We start from the raw sequence: 14,563 nt of genomic DNA on the forward strand, positions 1-14,563 counted from the left end.
GGCGTCAGCCCTCCGGCCGCTCGGCCGTCTCCTCGCGCAGCCGCGGCTCCGTGCGGCGCTCCGGACGCACGCCGTGCTTGTCGGCGTAGAACGCGCGGATCCGGTCCATGTCGGCGGCCACGTCTCCCGTGAGGTCGATCGTCGGCCCGAGGCCGGTCGTCATCGTGTGGCGGTCGACGAAGCCGAGGGTGACCGGCATGCCGGTGGCACGCGCGATCCGGTAGAAGCCGCTCTTCCAGTACTCGTTGCCGCCGCGGGTGCCGTCGGGGGTGACGACGAGGCCGAACACGGTCCCGGCGTGCACTTGGTCCACGACCTCGCCGACGATGCGTGCCGGATCCGCCCGGTCGACGGCGATGCCGCCGAGGCCGCGCATGACCGGGCCGCGCCAGCCGCGGAACAGGCTCTTCTTGCCCAGCCAGTGCACCTCGATGCCCAGCCGCCAGGCGATCGCGAGCATGAGCACGAAGTCCCAGTTCGAGGTGTGCGGGGCGCCGATCAGGACGGTCGGACGCGTGGGGGTGGCGTCGGCGACGAGGGTCCACCGGCTGACGGCCCAGTACACGCGGGCGAGGGATCGTCGGAGCATCCGTCCAGATTAAGGGGAGCGGCCTATCGATCACCTGGCGGCTCGGCCGCGGAGGCGTGCGTGAGCGCCGCGGCGAGAGCGGGATCCAGCCCGGAGACCTCCTCGACGGGGACGGCCAGCGCGAGCAGTGCCCTGCTGAAGTAGTTGCGCGCCGCCGCCGCCAGGGTGATGTCCACGATCTGCCGGTCGCTGAACCCCGCCTCGCGCAGCTCCTGCGTGTCCGCATCGGTCATCGCCGACGGATCCGTCGACAGGCGTGCGGCGAAGCGGATCACGACCTGCTCCTGCTCCGTGAAACCGCGGTCGTCTCCGGCGGCGAAGGCGGCGAGTCCCGCCTCGTCGACGACTCCCGCGCGGAGGGAGCGGCGGCCGTGGGCGAGCAGACAGTGCGCGGAACCGAGGGCCCGCGCCGCACCGAGGGTCGCGGCTTCGTAGACTCCCACGCCGATCGACGGGACGACCGCGCGGACGAGCGCCTCGAAGGCGGCGTGGGCTTCGGGGTTCACGGCCATGGCCCGGGTGTGTGCGAACACGATCCCGTCATCGGCGAGGTCGCTCTCGTACATCGCCGCGACATGCCCGGTCGCGGTGGCCCGTTCGGGCGGGTGGATGATCATGGCGCCTCCTCGGCTCCGGGGCGCGCGGCGAGGGCGTGCACCCCCCGCCGGGAACGATACGCCGCTGTCGCCTCCCAGAGAAGAGCGTGCGGCGCCCGGTGCTCCTGGCAGGCGTACGATCGAGGGATGACCGAATCGAAGCAGGAGAGCACCGGGCAGGACGCGCCGCTCGGGCTGCAGCCGCTGCCGGGCGCGATCGAGCTGCTCGACGGCGGTGCCGCCGGCTACTGCAGCAACGGCGTCTGCCACATCCCCGCCCCGAAGGAGCGGTGAGCAGCAGACGCCGTCGGTGTCTCTGCGCGGTCAGTGACCGCCGTGCGCCGCGTCGCCGATGTCGTCGGCGGGCTTGCGCACCAGGGGGCTGAGCGCGACCGCGGCGAGCGAGATGATCGCCGCGATGAGGAACGCCGTCCGCGCACCGGGGGCACCCGCCACCGCCCGCGACAGGCCCTCGTCCTCGCCGGCGTGCAGGATGGCCGAGTACGTGACCGTGAGCAGCGCGACGCCGGCCGCGCCGCCGACCTGCTGCAGCGTGTTCAGCACGGCCGAGCCGTGCGAGTACAGCGAACGGTGCAGCGACCCCAGCGACGAGGAGAAGAGGGGCGTGAACGACATCGCGAGGCCGACCGACATGGCCGCCTGCACGATGATCAGCAGCCACCACACGGTGTGCTCGCCGACCGTCGAGTAGAAGAAGAGCGAGGCCGAGACGAGGATCGTGCCGGGGATGAGCAGCGGTCGGGTGCCCTTCGCGTCGTACACGCGACCCATGATCGGTCCGAGGAGACCCATCAGCACCGAACCGGGGAGCAGGATGAGGCCCGACTCCAGAGCGCTGAGTCCGGCGACGTTCTGCAGGTACTGCGGCAGCAGCGTGAGCGTGCCGAACATCGACAGCGCCAGGATCGTCATGATGATGACGGCCAGCGAGAAGTTCGCCGAACGGAAAACGCGCAGGTCGAGCAGCGCGTCGTCCACCCGCTGCAGCACGAGCTGGCGCCAGACGAAGAGGGCGAGCGAGACGGCGCCGACGACCAGGGCGATGACGCCGGTCGTGCCGCCCGCACCGCCTTCGCCGCCGAACTGGCTGAGGCCGAAGACGATGCCGCCGAAACCGAGCGCCGCGAGCGGGATGGACAGCACGTCGAGCGGAGCCTTGCGGGTCTCGCCGAGGTTCGTCATCCACTTCGCCCCCATGCCGAGCGAGATCAGGGCGATGGGAAGCACGATCGCGAACAGCGCGCGCCAGTTGAACGCGTCGAGCACGGCGCCCGCGAGCGTGGGGCCGATGGCGGGCGCGAGCGAGATGACGAGGCCGACGCGACCCATCATGCGGCCGCGCGACTGCGCGGGCACGACGTTCATGATCGTCGTCATCAGCAGCGGCATCATGATGCCGGTGCCGGCGGCCTGGATCACGCGACCCACGAGCAGCACGGAGAACCCGGGCGCGACGAGCGCCACGAGCGTGCCGAGCGAGAAGGCCGTCATCGCGGCGATGAAGACCTGTCGCGTCGTGAAGCGCTGCAGGATGAAGCCGGTGGTCGGGATGACCACCGCCATGGTGAGCATGAACGCGCTCGTCAGCCACTGCCCGAGCTCGGGCGGGATGCCGAGATCGGTGTTCAGGTGCGGGATCGCGATGCCCATCGTCGTCTCGTTGAGGATGGCGACGAAGGCGGCGACGAGCAGCAGCCAGATGACCCGCATGTCCTTGCGGGGGATGCCCCCGCTCGATGCGGGGGGCGTCGTGATGGAGCCGGTATCGACGGCAGACATGGGCGGCCTCCAGGGCATCGGAGAGAAGAGGAAGGTGCGAGAGTTCGCGAGAGTCATTCAGCGTAACGGGTCGGACGGACATTTCATTCCGAAATCTGGGATATCGCTGAACGCCGAGACAGCGGAGCCGGTGTCCTGGGGGGTGAGTACGCTGGCGCCATGAGCATGGGCGGGATGGGCGGTGGTCCGCGGGGCGGTTTCCGCGGCGTGGACGAGGACGCCCAGCGTCGGCTCAACGCGGAGGCTCCGAAGATCGACGGACTCGGCACCCGGGTCGTCGCCCTGTTCAGCGCCTACCGGTGGCGCATCCTCTTCACCGGTGTCCTCGTGGTGCTCGGCGCGGGCATCGCGGTCATCCCGCCGCTCCTCGTGCAGCGCATCTTCGACGACGCGCTGTTCCCCGTCGACGGCGGCGGCCCCCACCTCTCGCTGCTCGGCGTGCTCGTCGGCGCGATGGTCGGCCTCTTCCTCTTCTCGGCGGTCCTCGGCGTCGCACAGACCTGGCTCACGGCCACGGTCGGCAACAGCGTCACGGGCGATCTCCGGGTGCGGCTGTTCGAGCATCTGCAGGCCATGGAGCTCGGCTTCTTCACCCGCACGAAGACCGGCGTGATCCAGTCCCGGCTGCAGAACGACGTCGGCGGCGTCTCGGGCGTGCTGACGAACACGGTCACCAGCATCCTCGGCAACGCGGTCACGGTGATCGCCTCCCTCGTCGCGATGATCCTCATCGACTGGCGCCTCACCCTCATCGCCGTCGTGCTCATGCCGTTCCTCGTGCTCGTGCAGCGACGCGTGGGACAGGTGCGCGCCCGCATCGCGGGGGAGACCCAGGAGTCGCTGTCCGAGCTGACCTCCATCACTCAGGAGACCCTGAGCGTCTCGGGCATGCTGCTGTCCAAGGCGTTCAACCGCCAGCGCACCGAGTCCGAGCGCTATCAGCAGGAGAACCGCAACCAGGTGCGCCTCCAGGTGCGGCGGGCGATGAGCGGTCAGGGCTTCTTCGCGGTCGTCCAGGTCATCATGGCCAGCGTCCCCGCCGTCATCTACCTCGTCTCCGGATACCTCATCGCGGGCGGCACGGGAGCGATCACCGCGGGGACGATCGTGGCCTTCACGACGGTCCAGGCGCGGCTGCTCATGCCGCTCATGGGTCTCATGCGGGTCTCGCTCGACCTGCAGACCTCGTCGGCGCTGTTCGCCCGCATCTTCGAGTACCTGGACCTCGTGCCCGAGATCACCGACGCCCCCGATGCGATCGCCGTGGCGCAGGCCCCCGGGCCGCGTGGACGCATCGAGTTCCAGGACGTCGTGTTCCGGTATCCGGATGCCGCGGCCGACTCGCGTCCCACCCTGCACGGGGTCTCCTTCGTGGCCGAGCCCGGGCAGCACGTCGCCTTCGTCGGCCCCTCCGGTGCGGGCAAGACGACGATCCTGTACCTCGCACCGCGCCTGTACGAGGCCAAGGGCGGCGCGGTGCTGTTCGCGGGAGCCGACGTGCGCACCCTCACGCAGGAGTCGATCATCGACGACGTGGGCATCGTCTCCCAGGAGACCTACCTGTTCCACGCGACGATCCGGGAGAACCTCCGCTACGCGAAGCCCGACGCGACGGACGAGGAGCTGGTCGCCGCCTGCACCGCGGCCAACATCCACCACATCATCGCGGGCTTCGAGAAGGGCTACGACACGGTCGTGGGGGAGCGCGGGTACCGGCTCTCCGGTGGCGAGAAGCAGCGCATCGCGATCGCCCGTGTGCTGCTGAAGGACCCGCCGGTGCTCCTGCTCGACGAGGCGACCTCCGCCCTGGACACCGTGTCCGAGCGCGTGGTGCAGGAGGCCCTCGACGAGGCGGCCAAGGGGCGCACGACCCTGTCGATCGCGCACCGCCTGTCGACGGTCATGGGGGCGGACCTCATCCATGTGCTGGAGGCCGGGCGCATCGTGGAATCCGGCACCCACGCCGAGTTGCTCGCGCACGGCGGCCTCTACGCCGAGCTGGCGGCGCAGCAGGTGGCCGCGTCGCGCGTGCTCGACGCGGAGATCGAAGCGGAGGCCGAGGAGGAGGCGATCCGGGGCGGTGTCGAGGAGGGCGTCGAGGCCGGCCTCGCCGCGCGCCGTGCGGATCGCGAGCCGGAGGATTCCGCCGCAGCCGATGCCGTCGTGGCGCTGACGACGGGCGTCCCGCTGCCGACGGCATCGAGCACCGACGCCCGGCCGCGCCCGACCGACGGGTGACGACCGCGAGGGTCAGTGCACGGAGAGCCCGCCGTCGATGAACAGCGACTGGCCGGTGACGTAGGCCGAACCCGGACCGGCGAGGAAGACCGCTGCCGCGGCGAAGTCCTCGGGAAGACCGTTGCGTCCGATCATCGTCCGGGCCGCGAGGGCCGCGATCGTCGCGGGATCCTCCTGCAGGCGGGCGTTCAGAGGCGTGAGGACGAATCCCGGGACGAGGGAGTTGCTCGTCACACCGGTGCCGCCCCAGGCCTCGGCTTCCGAGCGCATGAGCGACTCGACCGCGCCCTTGGAGGCACCGTACACTCCGCTGCCCACGAACGCGCGGTGCGCCTGCTGCGAGCTGATGTGGATGAGTCGCCCGTAGCCGCGCGCCGCCATGCCCTGCGCCCAGCGCTGACCGAGGAGGAACGGGGCGAGCGCATTGACGGTCATCGTGGCGTCCCAATCCGCCTCGGTGATCTCGGCGTAGGGCGGACGGATGTTGATGCCGGCGGAGTTGACGAGGATGTCCGGCTCGCCGAAGGGGACGGCCGCGGCCTCCGCGACCGCATGGATGCCTTCGCGCGTGCTCAGATCGCCGACCACGCCCGCGGCCCGGCACCCCTGCGCGTTCAGCTCCTCGACGGTCTCGGCGATGCGCTCCGCGCCGCGGGCGACGATCACCGTGGCCGCGCCGGCCCGGGCGAGCGCCGTCGCGATGCCGCGGCCGATGCCCGAGCTGCCGCCGGTCACGACCGCGGTGCGGCCGTCGAGCGCGAAGAGCGAGGAGAGGTAGTCGGTCATGCGGGGGTCCTTCCGGCGGGGCTCACCACGCGAGGGCGGCGGCGAGGGTGGGGTCGGGGCGGGCGTCGGCGAACTCGGGAAGGGCACGCAGCTCGGCCAGGAACGCGGAGACCTCCGCCGCGTAGGCGGGATCGGGATGGGTGTCCGCGATCTCCCGGAGCGGAGCGACGTCCATCGCGAGGATGAGGTCGAGCCGGGCGGTCACGGCGGCGTGTGCGCCCGCCTCCTGCAGCACGCGGATGCCGCCGCGGAGCGCGGCGAGGTAGTCGCGGAGCACGGGGAGCTGCGCCTTGCTCTGGGTGATCGAGGTGCCGTCCGCTCGGACGCGCCAGCGCACCACGACGTCCGGCAGCACGTCGAAGGCGCGTGCCCGGGTGTACATCGTCTGCGCGACGACCTGGTCCTCGTAGGCCACCCCTCGGGGGAACCGCAGGTCGGACCACATCTCCGTGCGGCTCACCTTGGACCACGCGACGATGTTCGACACGGCCTGCGGGTGCTCCGCCAGAGTGGTGCCGAGGCGGGCCGGAGAGGTCGCCGCGGCCACCCACGGCTGCACGCGGCCGGGCACGTATCCTCGCCCCTGGGGACGCAGCCGCACGTAGGCGCCGGCGGCGAAGTCGCTCTCCGTGCGCTCGAGCGTGCCCACGAGGGTCGCCAGCGCGTCCGGCATCAGCTCGTCATCCGCGTCGAGGAAGCCCGTGAAGGGCGTGTCGACCCGTGCGAGGCCGACATTGCGCGCGGCGCCGAGCCCGACGGAGACCTCATGCCGCACCACGGTGAAGCGGGCATCCCTCGCGGCGGCGTCGGCGAAGATCGCTCCCGTGTCGTCGGTGGAGCCGTCGTCGATGAGGATGGCACGCCACCGCTCGTCCGTCTGCGCGCGGAGGGAGTCGAGAGCGGCGGGGGCGAACGCGGCGATGTCGCGTCCTGGCACGATCAGCGTCACGATCGGGGTGGGGGCGGTCACTCCGCCGAGTCTAGAGCCGTCCGTCAGCCGCGGACGGCGGCGACCGCCTCCGCGACCAGTGCGGCGAGGCGCTCGGGAGCGTCCGCCGGGAGCGCCGTGCGCCCGAAGGTGAACCGCACGGCCGTCTGGGCGACCTCCGGGGTGATGCCGCAGGCGAGCAGCACGGGGGAGGGCTCGTCGCTGCCGGCCGCGCAGGCGGAGCCGCTGGACGAGATCACCCCGCGGCGCTCCAGCTCCAACAGCACCGCCTCGCCGCTCACACCCGCGATCGTGAAGCTCGCCGTCGCGGGGAGCCGATGCACGGGATGCCCGGTCAGCGTCGCATCGGGCACCCGCCGGGTCACCTCGGCGATGAAGCGCGCCGTGGCCTCTGCGGCTCGGGCCGCAGCGGCCGCGCGCTCCTGCTCCGCGAGCTCGAGCGCCGTCGCCAGGCCGATCGCGCCGGCGACGTCCACCGTGCCGGACCGCCGTCCGCGCTCCTGGCCGCCACCGTGCAGGAGCGGCTCCAGAGGGAGGCGTCCGCGGACGACGAGCGCCCCGGTGCCCTTGGGAGCGCCGAGCTTGTGCCCGGCGATCGACACGGCGTCGGCATCCAGATCGTGCAGGGGCAGCCAGCCGGCCGACTGCACGGCGTCGACGTGGAGGGGCACGCGGCGGGCACGGACGACCTCGCGGAGCGCGGCGATGTCCTGGACGGTGCCGATCTCGTTGTTCGCGTGTCCGACGGACACGACGGCCGTGTCGTCGGTGAGCACCGTGTCCAGGGCGTCCGGCCCGATCCGCCCGGTCCCGTCCACCGCGGGCATCGCGACCGTCACCCCGTGGAACCGGGCGAGGTACGCTGCCGACTCCCGGATCGACTCGTGCTCGATGGGCGACACCACGACGCGCCGCCGCCCGGAGGCGAGCGCTGCCAGCGTGATCCCCTTCACGGCGAGGTTGTTCGCCTCCGTGCCGCCGCCGGTGAAGACGACGTCGCCCACCCGCGCCCCGAAGACGCGGGCGACCCTGGTGCGGGCCTCCTCCAGCGCCCGCGCCGCCGTCTCGCCCGCGGTGTGGTGGCTGGCGGGGTTGCCGAACACCGCGGTGAGGTAGGGCTCCATGGCCGCTCGCACCTCGGGGCGTACCGGCGAGGTCGCGGCGTGATCGAGGTACAGCACGGACTCAGTCGATCCGGAGGTCGAGTCCGAGGTCCAGCGCCCGCGCGGAGTGCGTGAGGGCTCCGACCGAGATCACATCCACCCCGGTCTCGGCGATGGCGCGGACGGTGGTCAGGTCGACGCCGCCCGAGGCCTCCACGGTGGCGCGCTCGCCGATGAGGGCCACCCCGGCGCGCAGGTCGTCGAGGGAGAAGTTGTCCAGGAGCACCGTGTGGGCACCGCCGTCGAGCACCGCCGGGATCTGGTCGAGACGGTCGACCTCGACGACGACGAGGGCCGTGTGCGGCAGCCGCGAGAGCGCCTCGCGAAGAGCCGTCGCGAGGTCGAGCCCGGACCGCTGGAGCACCGCGAGGTGGTTGTCCTTCGCCATGACCGCGTCGGAGAGGGAGTACCGGTGGTTCCGGCCGCCGCCGGACATCACGGCGTGCCGCTCGAACGCCCGCAGTCCTGGCGTCGTCTTGCGGGTGTCGGCGATGCGCGCCCGCGTTCCCTCGACTTCGCGGACGTAGGCGGCGGTGAGGGTCGCGATGCCCGACATCCGCTGCACGAGGTTCAGGGCGACGCGCTCGGCGGTGAGGACCGCGCGGGCCGGTCCGGTCACGGTGGCCAGCACGTCGGAGGCGGTGAAGGCGTCGCCGTCGCCCACGTGCAGGTCGACCGTGACGTCGGGATCGGTGAGGAGGAACGCGGTGGCGAAGGCCTCGCCGCCGCTGAAGACCCCGTCCTCGCGGGCGACGAGGTCGGCCGTGGCCGTCGTCTGCGCCGGGAGCAGGGTGGTGCTGGTGAGGTCGCCCCAGGGGGCGTCCTCCTCCAGCGCGGCTCCGACGACGCGGTGCAGGGTGGCGCGGGTGAGCATCAGGCGGTCTCCAGGATCGGTGCGTGTGCCGCGGTCGGTGCGGCGGGGGCGTGGTCGTCGCGGTGGTGGGCGCCGACCGAGACGGGGCGGGCCAGGGCGGCGCGGATGGCGGCCTCGGCGACCCGCAGCAGGTTCCGGTCCTCGTGCGAGCGGACGTCGGAGGGGGGAGGCGTCTTGACGTCCCATCCGCGCACGATCCGGAGCGCGCGCTGCAGGCCCGATCCGGTCCTGTGCAGGCCGACCTCGTCCCACAGCAACCGCTGCAGCCCGGCGCGGTCGAACGGGGGGAGAGGCTCCGGTGCGACATCCGCGTCCGCCGAGTCGGTCGGTGACGGAAATGGGGTGATGTCGACGGCAGCGGGCCACGGTCCGTCCAGCGCGGCGGCGGCCCTGGCCCCGAACACGGCCCCTTCGAGGAGCGAGTTGGAGGCGAGCCGGTTCGCCCCGTGCACCCCGGTGCGGGCGGTCTCACCGACGGCGTACAGGCCCGGGATCGTGCTCCGTCCGTGCCGATCGGTGACGACGCCGCCCATGAGGTAGTGCGCGGCGGGGGTCACCGGCACGGGCTCCGTGGACCAGTCGAAACCGCGAGCGCGCGTCACGCTGTCGATGGTCGGGAAGCGGCGGGCGAGCGCGTCCGCCCCCAGCGCCGTCGCATCGAGGTGCACGGGCACCCCCTGCCGGGCGGCCTGCCGGGCGATGGCCCGCGCGACGACATCCCTCGGCGCGAGCTCCCCGTCGGGATGGCTGTCGAACACGAACCGTCGCCCGTCCTGGTCGCGGAGCACGGCGCCCTCGCCGCGGACGGCTTCGGAGAGGAGGAAGACGGGGCTGCCGGGAAGCGCGGTCGGGTGGAACTGCACGAACTCCAGGTCGGCGACGGCGGCGCCGGCGCGCAGGGCCGCGGCGATGCCGTCGCCCGTCGCCTCCGGCGGATTGGTCGTGTGCGCGTAGAGCTGCCCCGCCCCGCCCGTCGCGAGGATCACGGCGTCGGCGCGGAGCTCGGTCGTGTCGCCCTCGCGGAGGACCGTGATCCCGCGGACCCGTCCCTCCTCGACGACGAGGTCGAGGAGCATCGTCCCCTCGCAGACGGCGATGGGCCCGCGACGCACCGCTGCGCACAGCGCCGCGGAGATCGCGGCTCCGGTGGCGTCGCCTCCGGCGTGCAGGATGCGGGCATGGGTGTGCGCCGCCTCGCGCCCGCGGGCGAGTGCTCCGCCCGGAGTCCGGTCGAAGGTGACGCCGCGGGCGAGGAGCTCGGCGATCCGGGCCGCGCCGTCCGCCACGAGCGCGTCGACCGCGGCCGGATCGCACAGACCCCCTCCGGCGCGGATCGTGTCGGCGGCATGGGCGTCCGCACTGTCGCCGGGCCCGTAGCTGCCGGCTACGCCGCCTTGCGCGAGAGGCGTGCATCCGCCCCCGAGGCCGCCCTTCGTCACGACGGTCACCGTGTGCCCGGCCTCGTGAGCGTGCAGCGCGGCGGTGAGCCCGGCGATACCGGAGCCGACGACGACGACGTTCATCGTGCCCCGGCGGCCACCGGCGGCTTGGCGGCCAGCATCCGCTCGAGCGCGAGGCGAGCCGGGTCGGCGACATCGGGGGAGACCGTGATGCGGTTCGGTGTGCGGCCGACGACCAGCTCCTCCAAGACCCACGCGAGGTAGCCCGGATGGATGCGGTACATGGTGGAGCACGGGCACACGACCGGGTCGAGGCAGAAGATCCGGTGCTGCGGGTACTGTGCGGCCAGGCGGCGCACGAGGTTGATCTCGGTCCCCACCGCGAACGTCGTCGGCTCCGTGGCCTCGGCGATGGCGCGGCGGATGTACTCCGTGGAACCGGCCTCGTCGGCCGCGTCGACGACCTCCATCGGGCACTCCGGGTGCACGATCACGCGGACCCCCGGGTGCTCCGCGCGGGCCTGGTCGATCTGCGCCACGGTGAAGCGCCGGTGCACGGAGCAGAAGCCGTGCCAGAGGATCACCTGCGCGTCGACGAGCTCCTCCGCGGTGGAGCCGCCGAGCGCTCGCCGCGGGTTCCACATCGGCATCCGGTCGAGGGGCACCCCCATGGCCTTCGCGGTGTTCCGGCCGAGGTGCTGGTCGGGGAAGAAGAGCACGCGGCGGCCGCGGGCGAACGCCCACTCCAGCACCGTGGCGGCGTTGGACGAGGTGCACACGATGCCGCCGTGTCGCCCGACGAAGCCCTTGATCGCCGCCGAGGAGTTCATGTAGGTGACGGGGATCACCGGCACGCGGCCGTCGGCGTCCGGGGTGTCGAGGTCTCCCAGCACATCGGCGAGCTGCTCCCAGCACTCCTCCACCTGGTCGATGTCGGCCATATCCGCCATCGAGCACCCTGCGGCGAGGTTCGGCAGGATCACCGCCTGGTCGGGACGCGAGAGGAGGTCGGCGGTCTCGGCCATGAAGTGCACGCCGCAGAAGACGATCGCCTCCGCGTCCGGCCGCATCGTGGCGGCGGTGGCGAGCTGGAACGAATCGCCCACCTCGTCGGCGTGCGTCACGACCTCCTCGCGCTGATAGAAGTGCCCGAGGATCACCACGCGATCTCCGAGCGCGGCTTTCGCCGCCTCGATGCGTCGGTGGAGCTCCGCCTCGCCGGCCTCGCGGTAGGCCGCGGGGAGCTCTCCCTGCCGGGGAGCCCCGGTGGGGATGACATCGCCCATGGAGGAGCCGGGTCCGTAGCCGGGGCGTGTGTCGAAGTCCCAGGGGCCGACGGCGAGGTCGGTCGTGCAGGTGGCGTCGGTGGAGACCCCGCCGACGATGGCCTGGATGGCGTGGTCGACGGACGGATCCGACGACGGGACGGCGGGCATCGGGACGAAGGTGGTGCTCATCGGGTTCTCGTTTCCTCCGGGCGGAGCGGACCGCGGTCGGCCAGCTCGAGATCGGTGTCGTCGCGGTACAGGCGGGCCGGGCGGTGACTGCCCGTCCGGAAGCGGTCGGTGCGGGTCAGGTTGCCGGCGGACTCGACCTGCCGCCGGAAGTTCGCGGGGTCGAGTGCGCGCCCCAGGATCGATTCGTAGGCCTCCCGGAGCTCGGCGAGCGTGAACTCGGCGGGCAGGAAGCCCTGGGCCACGCGGCTGTACCCGACCTTGTTCCGCAGGCGCCACAGCGCGTACTCGATGATCTCGTGATGATCGAAGGCGAGCGCCGGCAGATCGTCGACATCGAACCACTCCACGTTCTCCGGCGCGCGGCCCGATGCCCGGTGCGCGGTGATCTGGGCTTCGACGTCGTCCTGACGCAGCAGCGCCCAGTACACGATCGAGACGACCCGCGTGGGGGAGCGGTCGACGGCGCCGAAGGCATAGAGCTGTTCGAGGTAGGTGGGCGCGAGGCCGGTCGTCTCGGCGAGCGTGCGGGCGGCGGCGTCGACCGGCGACTCCTCGGGGGTGAGCCACCCGCCGGGGAGCGCCCACCGCTCGGCGAACGGCTCGCGGGTGCGGCGGACGAGGGGGAGCGCCAGTACGGGCGGACCGTCGTCACCGCGGCGCAGCGTGAGGATCACCGTCGAGACGGCGACGCGGATGTCCGCACTTCGAGTCATAGGCACCTTAACCTCCGGATTCGATCTTAGTGTCATCGGGACCTTTAGTGCGCGCCCATGACGAGGGAAGACGTCGAGTCCGAAACGTTATCTCCCGCCCGCGGGAAGGCTTGTCCCCCCGGGGTGGGTTTGTTAGGTTACTGTCCTAACAAACCCCTTCGAGGGCGGCCGCAGGCCACCTCCCGGGGTTCCCGTGAACCCCGCCCGGGGTTCGGCTCCAACCGGAGAATCCCTCCTGCAGTGCAGCACCGAGAGGAAATGAAGAATGATCCGTAACGGAAAGCGCAAGATCGCGCTCACGGCGGTCGCGGGGGCCTCGGTCCTCGCCCTGGGCCTGACGGCCTGCGGCAGCGGTGGAGGCGGCGACGACGGCGGCAACGCCGACGGCGACCGCGCACTCCGCGTCTGGGCAGGAAGCCAGACGCCGATCACCGCGAACTACAACCCGTTCGCGCCCACCGTGCTCCACGGTGCGCTCGGTCCCATCTACGAGCCGCTGTTCTTCTACAACAAGACGCAGGACGCCGAGCCCGTCGGCCTGATCGGCGACTCGTTCGAGTACAACGAGGACGGCACCCAGATCACGGTGAAGATCAAGCCCGACCTGAAGTGGAGCGACGGCGAGCCGCTCACCGCCGACGACGTCGTCTTCTCCTTCACGTACGAGGCCAACAACCCCGAGGGCAACGGACTCGTCTCGGCCGAGGCGACCGACGACACGACCGTCGTCCTCACCTACGCCACCGCCCAGTACACGACCGAGTTCCAGCGGATGGGGTCGAGCTACATCCTCCCGGAGCACATCTGGAAGGACGTCACCGACTTCGCGAACTTCGCGAACGAAGATCCCGTCGGCTCCGGTCCGTACGTCGTGGACAAGACGACGAGCGAGTCCTACACGCTGGTCGCGAACGAGAACTACCGCGGTGCCGACGAGCTCGCGGTCAAGAAGGTCCAGTACATCGCGGTCGACAACAACCAGACCGCGCAGGACCTGCTCGCCGCCGGCAAGCTCGACTGGACGGGCATGTTCATCCCGAACCCGGACGACGTCACGGGCAACGGCAAGATCGAGTGGATCAACACCCCGCAGGACCCGACCGTCCTCTACACCTGCTCGAACGCCGAGCTCGGCTGCACGGGCCCGCAGACCGACGTCGCGGTGCGCCAGGCGCTGAACGTCGCCATCGACCGCGCCACCATCAAGGACAAGGCGTTCGTCGGCCTGACCGGCGACATCTCGCCGGCGTACACGCTGCTGCCGCGCGACGAGAAGTGGCTCGCCGACCCGGCCAACGAGGTCAGCCCGCAGGAGGCGGACGCCGCAGAGGCCGGGGAGATCCTCGAGGCCGCCGGCTACACCAAGGGCTCCTCCGGGATCTACGAGAAGGACGGCGCTCCGGTCGAGCTCAGCCTGATCTCGGTCGACGGCTGGACCGACTACAACGACGCCGCGAAGCTCATCGCCGAGCAGGCCGAGGCCGCGGGCATCAAGGTGACCGCGTCGACCGTGCAGTGGCAGGAGTTCTCCGACGCCCGACAGGGCGGCGACTTCCAGCTCATCGTCGGCGGAGTCGTCGGCACGTCGGTCGCCGACCCGTTCCAGATCTACCGTGACTGGTTCGGCGGCACCGAGGTCGAGTCCACCAGCCCCGTCGGCACGGAGATCCCGGCCGGTCGCTGGAACTTCAGCCGCTACAGCAACCCGACGGTGGATGCCGCCATCCAGTCCGCGATCAGCACGAACGACGAAGCGGAGAAGAAGGAGCTGTACGGCACGATCCAGTCCGAGATCGTGCGCGACCTGCCGTACATCCCGCTCGTGATCAACGCGACGCAGACCTTCTACAACACGAAGGACTACACGGGCTGGCCGACGGAGGAAGACCTCTACGCCTTCCCGCCGTCCTGGGGTGCGATCGCGGCCGGCTACGTGCTGACGCAGATCAAGCCCGCCGGCTGAGTCGATGAGTCGGGGAAGTAGGAAGTCAGGACAGG

13 protein-coding genes are annotated in these 14,563 nt (G+C 71.6%); 3 read left to right on the plus strand and 10 right to left on the minus strand.

Translation table 11 applies throughout. From position 1 onward, the window contains the following. Positions 1–4: 4 nt before the first annotated feature. Positions 5–589, minus strand: a complete 585-nt coding sequence (locus D8M34_RS10850) for a 1-acyl-sn-glycerol-3-phosphate acyltransferase (protein ID WP_126893989.1) — start codon at positions 587–589, stop codon at positions 5–7. A 23-nt stretch (positions 590–612) separates the two neighbouring features. Next, positions 613–1,206 carry a carboxymuconolactone decarboxylase family protein gene (locus tag D8M34_RS10855; protein ID WP_126893990.1) on the minus strand — a complete coding sequence of 198 codons (594 nt, stop codon included), beginning with the start codon at positions 1,204–1,206 and terminating at the stop codon, positions 613–615. 126 nt (positions 1,207–1,332) lie between these two features. On the opposite strand from D8M34_RS10855, the gene D8M34_RS19280 reads away from it, so the two are divergent. Beyond that, positions 1,333–1,479, plus strand: coding sequence for a hypothetical protein (locus tag D8M34_RS19280; protein ID WP_164498172.1), 147 nt, complete (start codon positions 1,333–1,335; stop codon positions 1,477–1,479). Positions 1,480–1,509: 30 nt separating this feature from the next. Here the strand turns inward: D8M34_RS19280 and D8M34_RS10860 are convergent, their stop codons facing one another. After that, the gene (locus tag D8M34_RS10860) at positions 1,510–2,985 is read right to left on the minus strand and encodes an MDR family MFS transporter (RefSeq protein ID WP_025102922.1); all 1,476 of its coding nucleotides are present in this window, start codon (positions 2,983–2,985) and stop codon (positions 1,510–1,512) included. A 165-nt stretch (positions 2,986–3,150) separates the two neighbouring features. Here D8M34_RS10860 and D8M34_RS10865 point away from each other — a divergent pair, with 165 nt between their 5' ends. Continuing rightward, positions 3,151–5,223 (plus strand): ABC transporter ATP-binding protein, encoded by a 2,073-nt coding sequence (locus D8M34_RS10865; RefSeq protein ID WP_126894007.1) that lies wholly within the window; start codon positions 3,151–3,153, stop codon positions 5,221–5,223. A 12-nt stretch (positions 5,224–5,235) separates the two neighbouring features. Here D8M34_RS10865 and D8M34_RS10870 read toward each other — a convergent pair whose 3' ends face one another. Genes D8M34_RS10870 through D8M34_RS10900 form a run of 7 tightly spaced genes read right to left on the minus strand, consistent with a single transcriptional unit; the run spans position 5,236 to position 12,565 of the window. Continuing rightward, complete coding sequence (locus D8M34_RS10870) at positions 5,236–6,009, minus strand: SDR family NAD(P)-dependent oxidoreductase (protein WP_126893991.1); 774 nt, start codon at positions 6,007–6,009, stop codon at positions 5,236–5,238. Between the two features lie 22 nt (positions 6,010–6,031). Beyond that, positions 6,032–6,979, minus strand: a complete 948-nt coding sequence (locus tag D8M34_RS10875) for a glycosyltransferase family 2 protein (protein ID WP_126893992.1) — start codon at positions 6,977–6,979, stop codon at positions 6,032–6,034. Positions 6,980–7,002: 23 nt separating this feature from the next. Then, positions 7,003–8,139, minus strand: coding sequence for a cysteine desulfurase family protein (locus tag D8M34_RS10880; RefSeq protein WP_126893993.1), 1,137 nt, complete (start codon positions 8,137–8,139; stop codon positions 7,003–7,005). Positions 8,140–8,143: 4 nt separating this feature from the next. Beyond that, the gene (nadC, locus tag D8M34_RS10885; protein WP_126893994.1) at positions 8,144–8,995 is read right to left on the minus strand and encodes a carboxylating nicotinate-nucleotide diphosphorylase; all 852 of its coding nucleotides are present in this window, start codon (positions 8,993–8,995) and stop codon (positions 8,144–8,146) included. Beyond that, positions 8,995–10,518, minus strand: coding sequence for an L-aspartate oxidase (nadB, locus tag D8M34_RS10890; protein WP_126893995.1), 1,524 nt, complete (start codon positions 10,516–10,518; stop codon positions 8,995–8,997). Before nadB ends, nadC begins: the two co-directional genes overlap by 1 nt. Then, on the minus strand, positions 10,515–11,852 hold the full coding sequence (gene nadA / locus D8M34_RS10895; protein WP_126893996.1) for a quinolinate synthase NadA: 1,338 nt from the start codon (positions 11,850–11,852) through the stop codon (positions 10,515–10,517). The genes nadB and nadA overlap by 4 nt, the downstream gene beginning before the upstream one ends. Continuing rightward, complete coding sequence (locus tag D8M34_RS10900; RefSeq protein ID WP_025102930.1) at positions 11,849–12,565, minus strand: NUDIX hydrolase; 717 nt, start codon at positions 12,563–12,565, stop codon at positions 11,849–11,851. Before D8M34_RS10900 ends, nadA begins: the two co-directional genes overlap by 4 nt. A 265-nt stretch (positions 12,566–12,830) precedes the next feature. On the opposite strand from D8M34_RS10900, the gene D8M34_RS10905 reads away from it, so the two are divergent. Continuing rightward, positions 12,831–14,528 carry an ABC transporter substrate-binding protein gene (locus D8M34_RS10905; RefSeq protein WP_025102931.1) on the plus strand — a complete coding sequence of 566 codons (1,698 nt, stop codon included), beginning with the start codon at positions 12,831–12,833 and terminating at the stop codon, positions 14,526–14,528. Positions 14,529–14,563: the final 35 nt, after the last annotated feature.

The organism is Microbacterium sp. HSID17254, assembly GCF_003989315.1.
In the GTDB taxonomy this organism is placed as follows: domain Bacteria; phylum Actinomycetota; class Actinomycetes; order Actinomycetales; family Microbacteriaceae; genus Microbacterium.

Coding starts and splice junctions, on each gene's coding strand:
- D8M34_RS10860 (WP_025102922.1), bottom strand. CDS start 2,985: ATGTCTGCCGTCGATACCGGCTCCATCACGACGCCCCCCGCATCGAGC.
- D8M34_RS10850 (WP_126893989.1), bottom strand. CDS start 589: ATGCTCCGACGATCCCTCGCCCGCGTGTACTGGGCCGTCAGCCGGTGG.
- D8M34_RS10865 (WP_126894007.1), top strand. CDS start 3,151: ATGGGCGGGATGGGCGGTGGTCCGCGGGGCGGTTTCCGCGGCGTGGAC.
- nadB (WP_126893995.1), bottom strand. CDS start 10,518: ATGAACGTCGTCGTCGTCGGCTCCGGTATCGCCGGGCTCACCGCCGCG.
- D8M34_RS10900 (WP_025102930.1), bottom strand. CDS start 12,565: ATGACTCGAAGTGCGGACATCCGCGTCGCCGTCTCGACGGTGATCCTC.
- D8M34_RS10905 (WP_025102931.1), top strand. CDS start 12,831: ATGATCCGTAACGGAAAGCGCAAGATCGCGCTCACGGCGGTCGCGGGG.
- nadA (WP_126893996.1), bottom strand. CDS start 11,852: ATGAGCACCACCTTCGTCCCGATGCCCGCCGTCCCGTCGTCGGATCCG.
- D8M34_RS10855 (WP_126893990.1), bottom strand. CDS start 1,206: ATGATCATCCACCCGCCCGAACGGGCCACCGCGACCGGGCATGTCGCG.
- D8M34_RS19280 (WP_164498172.1), top strand. CDS start 1,333: ATGACCGAATCGAAGCAGGAGAGCACCGGGCAGGACGCGCCGCTCGGG.
- D8M34_RS10870 (WP_126893991.1), bottom strand. CDS start 6,009: ATGACCGACTACCTCTCCTCGCTCTTCGCGCTCGACGGCCGCACCGCG.
- nadC (WP_126893994.1), bottom strand. CDS start 8,995: ATGCTCACCCGCGCCACCCTGCACCGCGTCGTCGGAGCCGCGCTGGAG.